Raw genomic sequence first — 16,822 nt, 5'->3', positions numbered from 1 at the left:
AGAGGGTCAGCCCTTGACCGCGCCCGCCATCAGCCCGCGCACGAAATAGCGGCCGGCGACGACGTAGACGAGAAGGGTGGGGAGGGCGGCGATCATCGCCGCCGCCATGTTGACGTTGTATTCGACGACGCCGGTCGAGGTGTTGACGACGTTGTTCAGCGCCACCGTCATCGGCATCACGTCGCCGGTGCCGGCATAGGCGGAAGCGAACAGGAAGTCGTTCCAGATGTTGGTGAACTGGTAGATCACGGTGACGACGAAGATCGGCATCGAATTCGGCAGCATGATGCGGCGGAAGATCTGGAAGAAGGACGCGCCGTCGACCTGCGCCGCCTTGATCAGTTCGGTCGGGAAGGCCTCGTAGTAATTGCGGAAGAACAGCGTGGTGAAGCCGAGACCGTAGACGACATGGACGAAGACGAGGTTGACCGTCGAATTGCCGAGGCCGAAATTGAACCCGGTCGCGTTCTGCAGGGTGACGCCGAAGCGGCCGATGCTGCCGAGGATCGTCGCCATCGGCAGCAGCACCGACTGGAACGGGATGAAGCAGGCAAACAGCATCATCGCGAAGACCAGCGTGTGGCCGCGGAAGCGCCATTTGGTCAGCACATAGCCGTTGAGCGCGCCGAGCAGCGTCGAGATCAGCACCGCCGGCACCACCATCTTGATGGAGTTCCAGAAGTAGCCCTTGATGCCGGCGCAGGTGAGACCGACGCAGGCCTCGCCCCAGGCCTTCCACCAGGGGTCGAAGGTCGGCGCCTGCGGCAGCGCCAGCATGTTGCCGTTCTGGATCTCGTCCATTGTCTTGAACGAGGTGACCAGCATGACGAAGAGCGGCATCAGGTAGAAGATCGCGAACAGCGCGAGCAGCCCGTAGATGACGATGCGGTTGATCGTCCTGCCGCTGATGCCGCTCGAGGTCGGGCGGGCGGGTGAGGCAACAGTGCTCATCGCGGCTTCTCCCTGAGCTCGGAATAGAGGTATGGCACGATGATCGCGGTCAGCGTCATCAGCATGATCACGGCGCTCGCCGAGCCGACGGCCATCTCATTGCGCTTGAAGGTGAACTCGTACATGAAGTTGGACGGCAGCCAGGCCGAGCCGCCCGGTCCGCCGCTGGTCAGCGCCACCACAAGGTCATAGGACTTGATGGCGAGGTGGGCGAGGACGATGAACGCCGAGAGGAAGACCGGCCGCAAGAGCGGAATGACGATGCGACGGTAGAGCTGGAAGGTGGTGGCGCCGTCGATCTGCGCCGCCTTCATGATCTCACCGTCGATGCCGCGCAAGCCGGCCAGAAACATCGCCATGATGAAGCCGGAGGCCTGCCAGACACCGGCAATCACCACCGTGTAGATGACGAAATCCTTGTTCTTGATCCAGTCGAAATGGAAGCTCGTCCAGCCCCACTGGTGCAGCGTCTGCTCGAGGCCGAGGCCGGGATCGAGGAACCATTTCCAGGCGACGCCGGTGACGATGAAGGAGAGCGCCATCGGGTAGAGGTAGATTGGTCTGAGCATGCCTTCGCCGCGGATCTTCTGGTCGAGCAGGATGGCCAGGAACAGGCCGAGCGCCAGGCAGATGAAGATGTAGAGGAAGCCGAAAATGCCCATGTTGGTGATCGAAGTGTACCAGCTCGAGGGCGGATCGCTCTCGAAAGTCCAGCGCCACAGCCGCTGATAGGCGCGGGCACCGGTGATGGCATAGGACGGGAAGGTCTTGGAGTTGGTGAACGACAAATAGATCGTCCACAGGATGAAGCCATAGACGAAGACGATCGTCGCCGCGAAGCTCGGCGCCAGCACGATCTTCGGCAGCAGATCCTGCAGCCGCGAGCGAACGGACGCACCTGGGCGGGCGTCGTGCTCCGGTGTCAGCTTCGCAGTGGTTTCGGCTACTGTGCTCATCGGCTCATCCAGTACCGGTTCGTCGGGGGCCGGCCGGCGCGACGCGCCAGCCCGGGCAATCCCGGACCTTGCCTCGGTGAAAGTCTCCCCCGCCCATGGCGGGGGAGATTTGTTTTGAGCGCCGCTTACTTGGCGTCGTCGATCGCCTTGACAAGCTCGGTCACGGCCTCGTCCGAGGTCTTGATCTGGCCATGGACGAACTTCGAGACGACGTCCTTGTAGGCGTTGGCGACGGCCGGCGGGGCGCCATAGCCCTGAGCCAGCGAGCCGAACAGCGTGCCGCCTTCGTTGGCGGCCTTCAGGTCGGCGATGCCCTTCTTGCCGCAAGCGTCGAAGTCGGTGTCAGGCACGTCGGTGCGGGCCGGAACCGAACCCTTGACGACGTTGAAGGCCGACTGGAAGCTCTTCGACAGCGTGGCGGTGGCAAGCGCTGCCTGGGCGGCCTTGCGGTCGTCCGGAACGTTGAACATGCCGAACATGTCGGAGTTGTAGATCACCGAGCCGTCGGTGCCCGGGAAGCGATAGCACAGGAAGTCGGTGCCCGGGGTCTTCTTGGCGGCGTGGAACTCGCCCTTGGCCCAGTCGCCCATGACCTGAACCAGCGCGTCGCCCTTGATGACCATGGCAGTGGCGAGGTTCCAGTCGCGGCCCGAGAAGTTCGGGTCGACATAGGTGACCAGCTTGGCGAGGTTGTCGAACGACTTCTTCATCGTGTCGGACTTCAGCGATTCCTCGTCGAGGTCGTTGAAGGCCTTCTTGTAGAATTCCGGGCCGCCGGTCGACAGCACGACGGAGTCGAACATCGTAGCTTCCTGCCAGTTCTGACCGCCGAGCGCGAGCGGGATGACGCCCGCGGCCTTGGCCTTGTCGAGCAAGGCGACGAAGTCGTCGAAGGTCTTCGGCTCGGCGCCGCCGATCTTGTCCATCACCGCCTTGTTGATCCACAGCCAGTTGACCGAGTGGACGTTGACCGGAGCCGCGACCCACTTGCCGTCATAGACCGAGAACTTCTGCAGGGCCGCCGGAACCGACTTGTCCCAGCCTTCCTTCTTCGCCGTCTCGGTCAGGTCGCCCATGACGCCGGCGGCGGCATAGTCGAGCACGGTGTAGCCGAGCATCTGAGAGGCGGTCGGGTAGTTGCCGGCCGCGACCATCGCCTTCAGCGCCGTCATCGCGGCGTCGCCGCCGCCGCCAGCCACCGGCACGTCCTTCCAGGCATAGCCTTCCTTGGACAGATCCTCCTTGAGGACGTTCAGAGCAGCCGCTTCGCCGCCCGACGTCCACCAATGCAGCATCTGCACTTCCTTGACGTCGGCGGCATGCGCCGAAAACGCAAAGGTCGACGCAAGAGCCGTTCCGATAAGCAGTTTGCGCAACATGTAGTTCCTCCCTTGTTGCATGCACATAACCGACGGATGTCCGCCGGGGTCTCCCAACTCAGCCGACCCACCAACCGGTGCGCTGGCCGCGATGAAACTGGATTGTCTTTTCCTCTGTATAGTCCTCGACAGCGCGCTTGCCGAGTTCACGTCCGAGACCGGACTGTTTGTAGCCTCCGAACGGCAGCTCGGGGTAACCTTCCATGAACGTGTTCACCCAAACCGTCCCCGAACGCACACTCCGCGCCACCGACATGCAGGTGTCGATGCTGGCGCTCCACACACCCGCAGACAGACCATAGGGCGTGTTGTTGGCGATGTGCAATGCCCTTTCAATCGATTCAAAAGTCAGCACGGAAAGCACCGGGCCGAACACTTCTTCGCGCGCGACGGCCATATCCTCGGTGACGCCGCGGATGATGGTCGGATCGAGATACTGGCCGGCGTTTGACGCGAGCTGGCGGCCGCCGGCATAGACGGCGCCGCCGTCGCCGGCCGCAGCCGTCACATAGCCGGCTACCTTGGCCAGATGGTCGGTGGAGATCATGGCGCCGACCTTGGTGCGATCGTCGAGCGGATCGCCGACCGTCACCCTTGCGGTCAGCGCCTTGACGGCGGCGAGGAAGTCGTCGGCGATCGCTTCATGCACGATCAGCCGGCTGCCGGCATTGCAGCATTCGCCGGCATTGAAGAAGCCGCCGAACACCGCGGCGTCGGCGGCGGCTTCGAGATCGGCGTCGGGGAAGACGATCTGGCCATTCTTGCCGCCGAGTTCCATCGACACCTTTTTCAGGGAATTCGAGGCGGCAGCCATGGTCATCTTGCCGACCCGGGTCGAGCCGGTGAAGGACACCATCTCGACCAGCGGATGGCTGACCATCGGCGCGCCGACATCGCCGCCCAAGCCGGCGAGGATGTTGACTACGCCGGCGGGGAGGCCTGCTTCGAGCAGGATGTCGCCGAGCACGAAGGTCGAGGCCGAGGTCATCTCGCTCGGCTTGACCACCGCCGTGCAGCCGGCGGCCAGCGCGAAGGGCAGTTTCTGGCTGACGATCAGGAAGGGGAAATTCCACGGCGTGATGATCGAGACGACGCCGATCGGCTCGCGCAGCACGACGCCGAGCATCGCGTCTCCGAGATTGGCATAGCTCTCGCCATGCAGCGCGCGGGAGAGCGAGGCGGCATAGCGCCAGATGTCGACGGCGCCGCCGATCTCGCCGCGCGCCTGGGCGATCGGCTTGCCGGACTCCAGCGCGTCGAGCCTGGCGATCTCTTCCAGTCGGACCTCGATCAGGTCGGCCGCCTTGAGCAGGATGGCAGCGCGCTCGGACGCCTTCATGCGCGGCCATGGGCCGGCCTCGAAGGCCTTGTGCGCGGCGGCCACCGCGGCCTCGACTTCCGCTTCGCCGGCCTGCGCATAGTGCGAGACGGTAAAGCCGTGGCCGGGGCTTCTGCGCTCCAGCACGCGGCCGTCGCGGGCCTCGACATGCTTGCCGTCGATCAGCAGCTTGTAGGTCTTCGGCGCCGCGGACGCCTCGGCCGGCATGGAAATCTTGAGGGGTGCGTTCATCGGATTCCTCTAGGACCTCGAAAAGGCCGGCTTCTGCTTGGCCTTGAAGGCATCGACGCCGGCCTTGAGGTCGCCGGTCAGCGCGATGAAGCCGCTGGCCAGCGCTTCCGTGGCTGCAGCACTCTCCTCGCCTTCGGCGACCGCGATCATCAGCTTGGCGGCTTCGGTCGCCAGCGGCCCGCGCTCGGCGATTTTTTCTCCCCATGTCCTGGCCTCGGCGAGCGCCTTGCCGGTCTCGACGACGCGGTCGACAACGCCGAGCGCAAGCGCTTCGCTCGCCAGCAGGACTTCGCCTCCAATGGTCATGCGCCGCACCGTCTGCGCGCCGAAGCGGCGCACGGCGCGCTGCGTGCCAGACCAGCCGGGGACGACGCCGATCGAGGTTTCGGGAAAGCCGAGCTTCACCTGCGTCTCCGCGACGCGGAAATCGCAGGCCACCGCCAGCTCCAGGCCGCCGCCCAGGGCATGGCCGGACAGCACCGCGATGGTCGGCTGCCGGAGCCGTGCCAGCCGGTCGAAGACACGGTGGCCATAGCGGACCCATTGCACCTGGAAATCGGCGGCGCTCAATCGCGCCCAGGCCTCGACGTCGCCGCCGGCGCAAAAGCCCTTGCCTTCGCCACGGACGAGCACGACACGCACGCCCTCAGCCAGCTCCGCCTCGTCAAGCGCCGCTTCGAGCGCGCGCAGCATCGGAATGTCCAGCGCGTTGAACTTTTCCGGCCGGCGCAGCGTGACGATGCCGATGGCGCCGTCCTGTTCGAAGCTGACGAGACGTTCAGCCATGCGCGCCTCCGAGCGAAGCGCCGCCATTCAGCAATAGGCCGATCGGCCGATCCTGGTAGAGCGACTCCGGCGTCACCTTGAGGTCATTGGCAATACCGAGCGGAATGTCGGCCTGCGCCAAGACATCGCGTTCCAGGTCGATGCCGGGCGCAAGCTCGGTCACCATCAACCCGTCGGGCGTCAGCTTCATCACGCAGCGCTCGGTGACATAGGTGATGTCCTGCCCTTGCGCGACCGCGCGCTTGCCGGAGAAGGAGATGTGCTCGACCTCTTCGACGACCTTCTTGACCTTGCCTTCCTGGTCGATGCGGATGCCGCCGTCGGCCAGCGACAGCTTGGCGCCGGCGTTGAAGAAGCCGGAGAAGACGATCTTCTTCGCCCGCGAGGTGATGTCGACGAAGCCGCCGGCGCCGGCGGTGACATGCGGCCGCGCCGAAAGTTTCGAGACATTGACCGAGCCATGGCGGTCGATCTGCAGGAAGGACAAGAGCGAGGCGTCGAAGCCGCCGGCCTGGAAGTAGATGAACTGGTGCGGCGAGGGCATGATCGCCTCGGCATTGGAGGCGCAGCCGAACTTGAAGTCGAGCAGCGGCACGCCGCCTACAGCGCCCTGCTCGATCACCCAGGTGACCTTGCCGTGCTGGCCTTCCTCCAGAAGGATGCGCGGCACGTTGGCGGAGATGCCGAAGCCGATGTTGACGGCCATGCCGTCGCGCAACTCCATGGCGACGCGGCGCGCGATCACCTTCTGGACGTTCATCTCCGCGTTGCGGAAGGTCGACAGCGGCCGGAAGATCTCGCCGGAGATCGCCGGATCGTAAGGGGTCAGCGTCGTCTGCAACTGGTCGGGCGCGACGACGATGTGGTCGACGAGCACCCCAGGCACACGAACGTCGTGCGGCTTCAGCGTGCCGTTCTCGACGACGCGTTTGACCTGGGCGATGACGACACCGCCATTGTTGCGGGCGGCGAGAGCCTGCTCCAGCCCGCCGAGATAGGCGCCTTCGTGCTCATAGGTGAGGTTGCCGCGCTCGTCGGCGGTGGTGGCGCGGATGATCGAGACGTTGGGAACGATGGCGCGGAAATAGAGCCATTCCTCGCCGTCGAACTGCTGCACCGATACGATCGGCTCGCTGGCCGCCGCGTTCATGGCGCAGCCCTGGTGGCGGGGGTCGGCGAAGGTGTCGAGACCGACCTTGGTCAGCACCCCCGGCCGCTTGGCGGCGGCCTCGCGGTGCATGTCGAACAGGATGCCGGACGGCACATTGTAGGCCGCGACCGAATTGTCGCCGATCATCTTCCAGATCTGCGGCGGCTCGGCGGATGACGGGCCGGAAGGGTAGGAGCCGCAAAGCGTGCGCTTCAACAGGCCGGGTTTCGCCAGATGATCGATGCCCTTGATGCCGTACATGTCGCCTGCGGCGATCGGGTGCAGCGTGGTGATGGCCTTCGGGTGGGCTTCGGCATCGAAGCGCTCGCCGATCGCGGCAAGCACGGCATCCGGGCAGCCGAGGCCGCTCGATGACGACACCGACACGACCATGCCGTCCTTGATCAGGCTGGCAGCCTGCGCCGCGGAAATGACCTTGCTCACGCCGCGCTCCCGAGTTTCGGATCGATGGTGACGGCCTTGCCCGATTTGGCCGATTGCAGCGCGGCTTCAGCCGCCGCCAGCGACCAGACACCGTCCTCGCCGGTGGCGGAAGGCCGGCCTTCGCCGCGGATCGCGGCATGGAACTGGCGCAGCGAGCGCGCGTAGAGGTCCTCGCGGTCGAAGCTCAGCTCTTCCTCGCCGGCGCCCGTGCGTAACAGCACCGAGCCGACCGGCTTCTGGGTCATGACATTGGTGGCGAACAGCGAACCTTCCGAGCCGTGCACCTCGAAGCCGGTGCCGGCGAATTTCGTCGTGAAGCCCTCATGCGACTGGGCAATGACGCCCGATTTGAAGCGCCAGATGCACATGGCGCCGTCCTCCAGCCCGCTGCCGGCCATGCCGACGCTTTGCGTGAAGGCGGAAATCTCGACCGGATCGTCGCCGAGCACGAAGCGCAGCGTGTCGGCATCGTGCACTGTGATGTCGAGCACCACGCCGCCGCCAGCCTCGGGCCTGCTGATGCGCCAGCCCTGCAGGTTTTCCGGCAGAAAGACGGAATGGAAGACGCGCGCGGCGATTGGCTTGCCGATCCTGCCGGCGGCGATCGCCTCGCGCATGGCGCGATGCGCGCCGGCATTGCGCAGATGATGGTTGGTGCCGAGCACGACGCCGGCAGCGTTGGCGGCGGCGACCATCTTCCTGGCATCGGCGCTGGTCAGCGCCAGCGGCTTTTCGCACAGCACATGCTTGCCCGCCTCGATCGCGGCAAGCGCTTGTTCGAGATGCAGCTCGTTGGTGGTCGAGATGTAGACGGCGTCGACGCCGGCGCCGAGCAGATCGGCGAGTGCCGAGACGCCGCGCGGAATGCCGTTCTCGCCGGCATAGGTGTTGGCGCGCTCGGGGCTGGAGCTCATCACCGCAACGACCTCGCCATCGCCCTGCGCGCGGATAGCGTTGATCACGAACTGTCTGGCGATCGTGCTGGCGCCGATCAGTCCCCACCTGACGGTCATGCCGCGTCTCCCATTCCCGGACGGCGCGGGCGGGCCGGCCCGCAGCTTTCCCTGACCACCAGGTTGACCGCGCCGATGTGGTCCTCGGCGCGGGTGGTGCGCGACTGGATCATCTTCAGCATGGCATGGGCGGCGCGCTCGCCGAGGCCGGCCGCGTCGACCGCGACGCTGGTCAGCGCGGGCATGTAGTGTTCGGCCTCGGTCACGTCGTCGAAGCCGACGACGGCGAAATCCGCGCCGGGCTCCAGTCCGTGCTTGCGCAGCGCCAGCATGGCGCCGAAGGCGACCGCGTCGTTGAAGCAAAGCGCGGCCGTCGGCGGCTCGGCCATGGCAATGGCGGTATCCAGGCAAGCGATGCCGCCCTTGCGGCTGGTCTCACCTTCGAAGACCAGCGTGTCGGCGGCGGCAATGCCCAGCGTCGCGCAGGCCTCGCGGAAACCGCCGAGCCGCTCGTGATAGACGACGAGGTCGGAAGAACCGCCGAAGAAGGCCAGCCGGCGATGGCCCTTGCCGATCAGGTGGGCGGTGGCGAGAAAGGCGCCGCGATGATTGTCGGGCGCGATCACCGGGATGCGGCTCTCGGGCAGCCGGCGCATGGCGAAGACAACCGGAACGCCGGCTGTCTCGATGCGGCGGAAAGCGCCCGGCGTGGTGCCGCGCGCCGGCGACACGATCAGCCCGGCGACGCCCTGCTCCATCAGCGACTTCAGCACTTCTTCCTGGCGCACCGGGTTCTCGGCCGTGTTGGCGATGAAGGGCACGATGCCGGCCGACTGGAAGACGCGCTCCATGCCGACCGCCAGCTCGGTGAAGAAGGGATTGGTGAGGTCGTTGATGACCATGCCGATGACGTTGGAGTGAGCCTTGCGCAAATTGGCGGCGCCGCGGTTGTAAACGTAGCCGACATCCTCGATCGCCTTGCGCACCTTGACCGCCGTCTCGGGCCGGATCAGCCCGCTGCCCTGCAGCACGAGCGATACCGTCGACTTGGACACGCCCGCCTCGCGGGCGATGTCGAGTATCGTCGCCTTGGCCCGGCTGGCCATCCAGATCGTTCCTCCCAATTGGTCAAATTTATTGGAACGTTCTAATCATGGGATGCAGCGAGAGTCAATCCGGTTTTCTGGAAAACGGAAAAATCGACAATTCTCTTACGTCAACGCCTTATTCGGTAAGGGAAGTTGTGTTGCGTTGCAGCATTCCGGCGAACCGAGCGCCAAAATCATAAAGCTTCTTGATTTATTGGAACGTTCCATCTATAGGCGCTGCCAAAGGGAGAGTTTCATGGACATCACCTTGCCAGGCGAGGGTGGCCGCCGCGCCAGCTACCGGCTTCTCGGCCGGCCTGCGCAGCCGGTTGCCGGGGCGCGCTTTTCGCGCATCGCCTATGCCGCCGCCCATGTCGTCGCCGACCCGCTTGCGATGACCGACCCGTGGTCGCTGCCCGTCGTCGACTGGGACAGGACGATGGCGTTCCGCCATCACCTGTGGCGCCTCGGCTTCCGCATCGCTGAGGCGATGGACACCTCGCAGCGCGGCATGGGTTTCGACTGGGCAAGCGCGAAGGAATTGATCCGCCGCTCGATCGCAGAGGCGCGGACCGTCGAAGGGGCCGATCTCGCTTCCGGGGCGGGCACCGATCATCTGGCGCCTTCCGCGGCGAGCACGCTCGACGATGTGATTGCCGCCTATGAGGAGCAGTTCGGCTTCATCGAGGGGCAGGGCGGCAAGGCGATCATGATGGCGAGCCGGGCGCTGGCGGTGGTCGCCAAAGGTCCCGACGACTATGCCCGCGTCTACGACCGGATTCTGTCGCAGGCGTCCGGCAAGGTGATCCTGCACTGGCTGGGCGACATGTTCGACCCGGCCCTGAAGGGATACTGGGGCAGTGGTGATTTCGAGACGGCGCTCGATACGGTCGTGGCCGTCATCGAGCGGCATGCCGGCAAGGTCGAGGGCATAAAGATATCGCTGCTCGATGCCGGCAAGGAGGTGGCGCTGCGGGACCGGTTGCCGGACGGCGTCGTCATGTTCACCGGCGACGACTTCAACTACCCCGAGATGATCGCCGGCGACGGCAGCAAGCACTCGCATGCCTTGCTCGGGATTTTCGACGCCATCGCGCCGGTCGCCAACGCGGCGCTGGCCAGGCTAGCCGATGGCGACCGCGCCGGCTATGACGCGCTGATGGCGCCGACGGTGCCGCTGTCGCGCAAGATCTTCGAGGCGCCGACCGAGTACTACAAGGCCGGCATCGTCTTCATGGCCTGGCTCAACGGCCACCAGGAGCATTTCGCGATGGTCGGCGGCATGCAGTCGGCGCGCGGCATCCTGCATTATGCCGATGTGTTCCGGCTGGCCGACCAGGCGGGATTGCTGGCCGATCCCGAGCTTGCGGTGGCCAGAATGAAGAGCCTCTGCGCCGTCGCGGGTATTTGACCGCGACGCCCGATCGGTTCCGATCGAAGACCACAAATTTGCCTTGGCCGGACAAATCTGTTTTCCCTATCCGTCCCGAGGGGCGGGCGAAGACGGACAATGACGGGCAAAGTGGCGCTCATCACCGGCGTGACCGGGCAGGACGGAGCCTATCTGGCGCAATTGCTGCTTGAGAAGGGCTACGTCGTCCACGGCGTCAAACGCCGTTCGTCCTCGTTCAACACCGGGCGCATCGACGACATCTATGTCGATCCGCATGAGCGCGACGCGCGCCTCTTCCTGCACTATGGCGATCTGACCGACGCGGCCAACCTGATCCGCCTCGTGCAGGAGACGCGGCCCGACGAAATCTACAATCTCGGCGCCCAGAGCCACGTCCAGGTGAGTTTCGAGGAACCGGAATACACCGGCAACGCCAATGCGCTGGGGACGCTCAGGCTGCTGGAGGCGATCCGTATCCTCGGCCTTGAAAAGTCGGTGCGCTTCTATCAGGCCTCGACCTCCGAGCTCTACGGCCAGGCCTCGGAAGCGCCGCAGAACGAGACCACGCCCTTCCGTCCGCGCTCGCCCTATGCGGCAGCCAAGCTCTACGCCTACTGGACGACGGTCAACTATCGCGAGGCCTATGGCATGTTCGCGGCCAACGGCATCCTGTTCAACCATGAGAGCCCGCGCCGTGGCGAGACCTTCGTCACCCGCAAGATCACGCGCGCCGTGGCCGCGATCCATCACCGGCGGCAGGATACGCTCTATCTCGGCAATATCGACGCCAGGCGCGACTGGGGCCATGCGCGCGACTATGTCGAAGGCATGTGGCGCATTCTCCAGCACGATGAGGCCGACGACTTCGTGCTGGCGACCGGCGAGACGCATTCGGTGCGCGAATTCGTCGAGCTGGCTTTCGCCGAGACGGGACGCACCATCCAATGGCAGGGCCAGGGCGCCGACGAGGTCGGCATCGACGCCGGCTCAGGTGCGATTGTGGTGCGCATCGACCCGCGCTATTTCCGGCCGACGGAGGTCGACCACCTGGTCGGCGACGCGTCCAAGGCCAGGGAGAAGCTGGGCTGGTCGCACAGGACCGGGTTCAGGGAGCTGGTGGCGGAAATGGTGCAGGCCGATCTCAAGCGTTCGGCCGGCGCCATAGCGGCCGGTGAACGTGGCTCGGGGGCGAGTTCATGATTTTCGATCTCAGGGGAAAACGGGTGTTCGTCGCCGGGCATCGCGGCATGGTCGGCTCGGCGATCGTGCGCCGGCTGGCGGGCGAGGACTGCGAGATCCTGACGGTCGCGCGCAGCGAGCTCGACCTGCTCGACCAGGCCGGCGTGCGGCGCTGGATGGCCGAGCACAAGCCGGACGCGGTGGTCATGGCGGCCGCCAAGGTCGGCGGCATCCTGGCCAACGACACGCTTCCGGTCGACTTCCTGCACGAGAACCTTGTCGTGCAGACCAATGTCATGGAGAGCGCGTTTCGCAGCGAGGTGCAAAAGCTGCTGTTCCTGGGCTCGTCCTGCATCTATCCAAAACACGCGCCGCAGCCGATCCCGGAAGACGCGCTGCTGACCGGGCCGCTCGAGCCCACCAATGAATGGTATGCGGTCGCCAAGATCGCCGGGCTGAAACTCTGCCAGGCCTACCGGCGGCAATATGGCGTCGACTACATCTCGGCGATGCCGACCAACCTCTATGGTCCGGGCGACAATTTCGACCTGACCAGCAGCCATGTCGTGCCGGCCCTGATGCGCAAGGCCCATGAGGTCAAGCGCGCCGGCGAGCGGACCCTTCAGGTCTGGGGATCGGGCAGGCCGATGCGCGAGTTCCTGCATGTCGACGATGCCGCCGACGCGCTGGTCTGGCTGTTGAAAAACTATTCCGGCGATGGCCACGTCAATGTCGGCTCGGGAGAAGACATCAGCATTGGGGAGCTTGCCCGCACGATCCTGTCCGTGGTCGGCGTCGAAGCCACGGTGACCTTCGACGCGACCAAGCCGGACGGCACGCCGCGCAAGCTGATGGACGTGTCGCGCCTGTTTGCCACGGGCTGGCATCCGCGCTACTCGCTGCGCGATGGATTGGAACAGACCTATGCGTGGTTTCTCCGGCATGCCGAGAAAGGCGACGTCCGCCTCGGCGCGGGCTGAACCGCAATCGCCGCTGATTGCCGCAACGCGAAGGGACGGGCTGGGCAGCCGCCTTCTGGCAATGGCCAATGCAAAGTCGGTCGCGGACGCGTTCGACTACCGCTTCGGCTTCACCTGGAACCGGACGTCCGTTGCGGACAAGACCTTCCACGTCGTCGATGTCGTAGACAGGATCTTCTCCGCCAAATTCATCGAACGGCATTGGCTGGGGGCACGGATCAGAGAATCCGATTTCGACGTTCTCGATGCGGCCACCCTCAAGCGGCTCAGTCTTGAAGCTGGCAAGCGACCAGGCAATCCGAGCGGTTGGATCTGCGACGACTTTCGCGTCCTGGATCCTTTTCGCGGCGAAGAAGCCGGGCTCTTCGACGCATCCCGGGCGCTGCGCAGCTTCGGCTTCTCGGACAGCGTGCGGCAGGCGACCGACGCAGCCGCCCGCAATCGATTTCCACGCCCCATGGCCGCGCTGCATTTGCGCAGCGGCGACATTGTCCGTGGCAAATACCGGACGCGGCTGGTCTTCGGTCGCAAGGTCATCCCCGCGACGCTGGCCAAGGCGATCGTGAGGGAGTTGTCCTCGATGGGCCTGGCGACGCTGCTGATCGGAGAGGACCGCGCCACGCTCGACTATCTGAAGGCTGAAACCGGGGCGTCGCTGGCGGAGGACTTCGGAGCCGGCGCGTTCGAGGACCGGACGCAGCGGGCATTCTTCGAAATGGCGTTGATGGCGCAATGCCAGCGGATCCATGCAGGCAGCAGCATCTTTGCCTCGATTGCGTCGCTGATGGGCGGCATTCCCCTGATCGAGACGAACACCCTGTTCGATAAATCCCGAGCCGCGGAAATCATCCTGGACGAATTGAAGGATCGCCACGCCGACTATCATCCGCTCGAGGCTGCCTTCGGCTATCAAGCGGCCTTTCTCAACCTGGAAGACCGGATCGGTCCCGCGCAGGCGCGTGACATCCTCGAGAGGGCTCACGGGCTGGATCCGCAAAACGACGTCTATGCCCTGAAAATGGCCTCGGCCTATTTTCGCGAGCACGACTATCCGTCGGGAGAGGCTGTCTTGCGGTCGCTGATGGCAGCGCAATTCCAGGCCCGCCCGCAAATCCCATTGCCGATGATGAAAGTCCTCGGGGACGAGGCTTCGGGCGGCTTTGTCTTGATGAGAGACTTCGAATTCTTCCTCGCGGCGGCCAGGGCTGGCTATCCTTGTGCTGCTGCGTGCTCGGCCTGGATCCGCCAGCAGGTGTCGGCCGAGAGGAAGGCGGCGCTGGCGATGGCGCGGCAGTCGGTGACAGCGGAGCCGGCAAATCGCATGTTCAGGAAAATCGAACGGCGAATAAGGCAGGGTCGAAAACCGAAAGCGGGGCGGCTGGCGAAATTGAGGTGGCGGCTCGCCGGACTGGCGCGGTTCTAACGCTCCGCGCCGAACCAGGAGGCGCGATCGCCCGGGGCATCGTTCGCCGATTTTTTCCGATTCGTTTGAACCAATCCATCGAGGGGCGCGACCCAGCGCCGCGTAACAAACGCGGTCATCAAGGAGAACGCCCATGTTTACTGTTTCAAGAAACGTCTTGCTTGCCGTCGTCGCCGCTTCGGTGGTCGCGGGCTGCAAGGCGACCACCCCCCGGGATTGCGACAACCTCAAGCCGAACGTCACCTATCACGGCAAATGCTGCGGCATTGGCGATGCGCCGTGCCGCGAAGGCAAGAACGGCAATCACGACCACAGGCCCGATCCCCGGCCGCAGTGAAGGCGGGGGATCAAGGCCGCAGGGAGTAGGTCGGGTCGTACTCCACCTTTTAGTTGCATCCTTCGTTCAATTGGTTGTGTTCCAGTCATATTGGCTGGCACGTATATGTTTGATAGCCGGCGCCCGCCCTTCGATGACCACGCCGGTCAGGCTCGGCATCTGCTGGCCTCCCCGCCACAGATGCCGGGCCGCTCCTTCCTCTGCGGGCGCTTCCGGTGCATCGGTCCTCTTACAAGACCTCGGCGGGGCGATTTGCCCAACAGGAGGTCGCAGCTGCAATCATCCAAAGCAGCTATCGCCGCGCCAGTCAGCGTCTTCGGCTGCTGCGTCGAGCATGCTAGATCGACATCTCGGAAGCGGGCGCACGCTTGGCATGTCCGCCAAGACGGTCGACAAGGCGCACGGTCATCAGCGCGATTTGTAAAAGGAGGCGGCCGAGAACGAGCGGTTTTTTGCGTGCCCCACGACGGAGGCCGGTCGCCAAGCTATTGAAAGGATGGTGGGCGTGACAAGGATTGAACTTGTGACCCCTGCAATGTCAATGCAGTGCTCTCCCGCTGAGCTACACGCCCATCCGATGCCGCGCATACACCATTTTTGATCCAGCGCGTCAATAGGTGGAAAAACGAAAGAAGGGCTCGTTTTGTCGCGCCCCGAAGGCGCGCCGCGATCGAGCCGGAAACGCCTCAGGCCGCCTGCAGCATCTTTTCGACCTCGTTGACGAGGTCGCGCAGGTGGAACGGCTTCGACAGTACCTTGGCGTCCTTCGGTGCCTTGGAATCGGGATTGAGCGCGACGGCGGCGAAGCCGGTGATGAACATCACCTTGAGGTCGGGGTCGATCTCGGTGGCGCGGCGCGCAAGCTCGATGCCGTCCATCTCCGGCATGACGATATCGGTCAGAAGCAGCGAGAACGGCTCCTCGCGCAAGCGCTCGTAGGCGCTGGCGCCATTGTCGAAATCGCTCACCTGATAGCCGGCGCGCTCCAGTGCCTTGACGAGGAACCGGCGCATATCGTCATCGTCTTCCGCCAGCAGAATGCGTGCCATCATATCCCGTCCGAATCACCCGCCCAACCTTGGCGCCGGGCTAGCCCGTTAACCATCCTGTATATGAGGAGGTGACGGTAAACATCAAGTGAACGAAGGCCGTATTATACTCAGTTCGGGCAGGGGTTCGGGGCGCCTAAAAGCTGGACATGCGGCTGTCGAAATGGCAGTTTTGACTCATGATGCAGTGCTGTTTCCCGGTTCATTCACATTGAAGACGGCAGCCGAGGATTTTTCGGTCGTTCCACCCTTCGAAATCCGATCGGGCGCCGAGCAGCGCGTCCCCTTCCTGTTCAACTCGCCGCATAGCGGCCGCCACTATCCCGAACGCTTCCTGGCCATGGCCAGGCTCGACCGCAACGCCATCCGCCGGTCCGAGGATTGCTACGTCGACGAATTGTTCGGCGGCGCTGTCGCTCTCGGCGCGCCGCTGCTGGCGGCGAATTTCCCGCGCGCCTATCTCGACGTGAACCGGGAACCCTGGGAGCTCGACCCGCGCATGTTCGCCGAGCCGGTGCCGTCCTTCTGCAACATCCGCTCGGCGCGGGTTGCCGGCGGGCTCGGCACCGTGCCCAAGCTCGTCGGGGAGGGGCTCGACATCTATTCCGGCCGCTTGCCGCTGGCCGAGGCTGTGGCGCGCATCGAGACCGTGTACAAGCCCTATCACGAGACGCTCAAGCGGCTTTTGACCCGCACGCATGCCAGGTTCGGCTACGCGGTGCTGATCGACTGCCATTCGATGCCGGCAAGCATCAGGGTCGGCGACAACGGCGTGCGACCGGATTTCATCATCGGCGACCGTTTCGGGATTTCCGCGACGGCGGCGCTGACCGAGACGGCGATCGCCCTGCTCACCGGCATGGGCTACACGGTGGCCCACAACAAGCCCTATGCCGGCGGCTTCATCACGGAGCATTATGGCCGTCCGGCGCGCCATCTGCATGCGCTGCAGATCGAGGTCAATCGCGGGCTCTACATGAACGAGCGGACGTTCCAGAAATCCGCCGGCTTCGACGCGCTTGCCGACGACCTCACCCGCTTCTCGGCCGATCTGATGGCGATGCCGGACCATCATTTCGTCGATCTGCCGCTGGCCGCCGAATAAAGCCAGGCGCTCCCCGCCCGCGCCGCGAGCCGGTGAAAAAAAGACCGCATCGTTTTCACGACACGGTCGAAGTCTAGGG

At 64.7% G+C, this 16,822-nt stretch carries 15 protein-coding genes and 1 tRNA gene; 6 read left to right on the top strand and 10 right to left on the bottom strand.

Annotated elements, in window-relative coordinates; genetic code table 11:
* Positions 1-6: 6 nt before the first annotated feature.
* From EN857_RS07890 to EN857_RS07855, 8 genes are all read right to left on the bottom strand, one after another.
* Positions 7-951 (bottom strand): carbohydrate ABC transporter permease, encoded by a 945-nt coding sequence (locus EN857_RS07890; protein WP_127391823.1) that lies wholly within the window; start codon positions 949-951, stop codon positions 7-9.
* Complete coding sequence (locus EN857_RS07885) at positions 948-1,907, bottom strand: sugar ABC transporter permease (RefSeq protein WP_126058401.1); 960 nt, start codon at positions 1,905-1,907, stop codon at positions 948-950. Before EN857_RS07885 ends, EN857_RS07890 begins: the two co-directional genes overlap by 4 nt.
* Before the next feature lie 125 nt (positions 1,908-2,032).
* Positions 2,033-3,286, bottom strand: coding sequence for an ABC transporter substrate-binding protein (locus tag EN857_RS07880; RefSeq protein WP_126058402.1), 1,254 nt, complete (start codon positions 3,284-3,286; stop codon positions 2,033-2,035).
* 58 nt (positions 3,287-3,344) lie between these two features.
* The gene (locus EN857_RS07875) at positions 3,345-4,856 is read right to left on the bottom strand and encodes an aldehyde dehydrogenase family protein (protein WP_135858272.1); all 1,512 of its coding nucleotides are present in this window, start codon (positions 4,854-4,856) and stop codon (positions 3,345-3,347) included.
* 9 nt (positions 4,857-4,865) lie between these two features.
* Positions 4,866-5,642 carry an enoyl-CoA hydratase/isomerase family protein gene (locus EN857_RS07870; protein ID WP_128346770.1) on the bottom strand — a complete coding sequence of 259 codons (777 nt, stop codon included), beginning with the start codon at positions 5,640-5,642 and terminating at the stop codon, positions 4,866-4,868.
* Positions 5,635-7,236: an acyl CoA:acetate/3-ketoacid CoA transferase gene (locus tag EN857_RS07865; protein ID WP_127391820.1), complete on the bottom strand. Its 1,602-nt coding sequence runs from the start codon at positions 7,234-7,236 to the stop codon at positions 5,635-5,637. The genes EN857_RS07870 and EN857_RS07865 overlap by 8 nt, the downstream gene beginning before the upstream one ends.
* Positions 7,233-8,249, bottom strand: coding sequence for a Gfo/Idh/MocA family oxidoreductase (locus EN857_RS07860; protein ID WP_127391819.1), 1,017 nt, complete (start codon positions 8,247-8,249; stop codon positions 7,233-7,235). The genes EN857_RS07865 and EN857_RS07860 overlap by 4 nt, the downstream gene beginning before the upstream one ends.
* Complete coding sequence (locus EN857_RS07855) at positions 8,246-9,295, bottom strand: LacI family DNA-binding transcriptional regulator (RefSeq protein ID WP_135858270.1); 1,050 nt, start codon at positions 9,293-9,295, stop codon at positions 8,246-8,248. The genes EN857_RS07860 and EN857_RS07855 overlap by 4 nt, the downstream gene beginning before the upstream one ends.
* A gap of 238 nt (positions 9,296-9,533) precedes the next feature.
* Between EN857_RS07855 and EN857_RS07850 the strand changes: the two genes are divergently transcribed.
* The 5 genes from EN857_RS07850 (at position 9,534) to EN857_RS07830 (ending at position 14,589) form a co-directional block, all read left to right on the top strand.
* Entirely contained in the window at positions 9,534-10,688 is a 1,155-nt protein-coding gene (locus EN857_RS07850; RefSeq protein WP_127391817.1) for a dihydrodipicolinate synthase family protein, read from the top strand.
* A gap of 99 nt (positions 10,689-10,787) precedes the next feature.
* Positions 10,788-11,870, top strand: a complete 1,083-nt coding sequence (gene gmd, locus EN857_RS07845; protein ID WP_127391816.1) for a GDP-mannose 4,6-dehydratase — start codon at positions 10,788-10,790, stop codon at positions 11,868-11,870.
* Positions 11,867-12,829, top strand: a complete 963-nt coding sequence (locus tag EN857_RS07840) for a GDP-L-fucose synthase (protein WP_127391815.1) — start codon at positions 11,867-11,869, stop codon at positions 12,827-12,829. Before gmd ends, EN857_RS07840 begins: the two co-directional genes overlap by 4 nt.
* Complete coding sequence (locus tag EN857_RS07835; protein WP_245518494.1) at positions 12,774-14,252, top strand: hypothetical protein; 1,479 nt, start codon at positions 12,774-12,776, stop codon at positions 14,250-14,252. The genes EN857_RS07840 and EN857_RS07835 overlap by 56 nt, the downstream gene beginning before the upstream one ends.
* 133 nt (positions 14,253-14,385) lie before the next feature.
* Entirely contained in the window at positions 14,386-14,589 is a 204-nt protein-coding gene (locus EN857_RS07830) for a hypothetical protein (protein WP_127393614.1), read from the top strand.
* Between the two features lie 497 nt (positions 14,590-15,086).
* Here the strand turns inward: EN857_RS07830 and EN857_RS07825 are convergent.
* Positions 15,087-15,161, bottom strand: a tRNA-Val gene (locus EN857_RS07825).
* Positions 15,162-15,275: 114 nt separating this feature from the next.
* Entirely contained in the window at positions 15,276-15,638 is a 363-nt protein-coding gene (locus tag EN857_RS07820; protein ID WP_006199474.1) for a response regulator, read from the bottom strand.
* Between the two features lie 163 nt (positions 15,639-15,801).
* Between EN857_RS07820 and EN857_RS07815 the strand changes: the two genes are divergently transcribed.
* On the top strand, positions 15,802-16,743 hold the full coding sequence (locus tag EN857_RS07815) for an N-formylglutamate amidohydrolase (RefSeq protein WP_127393615.1): 942 nt from the start codon (positions 15,802-15,804) through the stop codon (positions 16,741-16,743).
* Positions 16,744-16,822 lie beyond the last annotated feature (79 nt).

This window comes from Mesorhizobium sp. M4B.F.Ca.ET.214.01.1.1 (assembly GCF_004791545.1).
GTDB lineage: Bacteria > Pseudomonadota > Alphaproteobacteria > Rhizobiales > Rhizobiaceae > Mesorhizobium > Mesorhizobium abyssinicae.
Note: the sequence above shows the minus strand (reverse complement) of the source record. Positions and strands in the feature narration are given on the sequence as shown.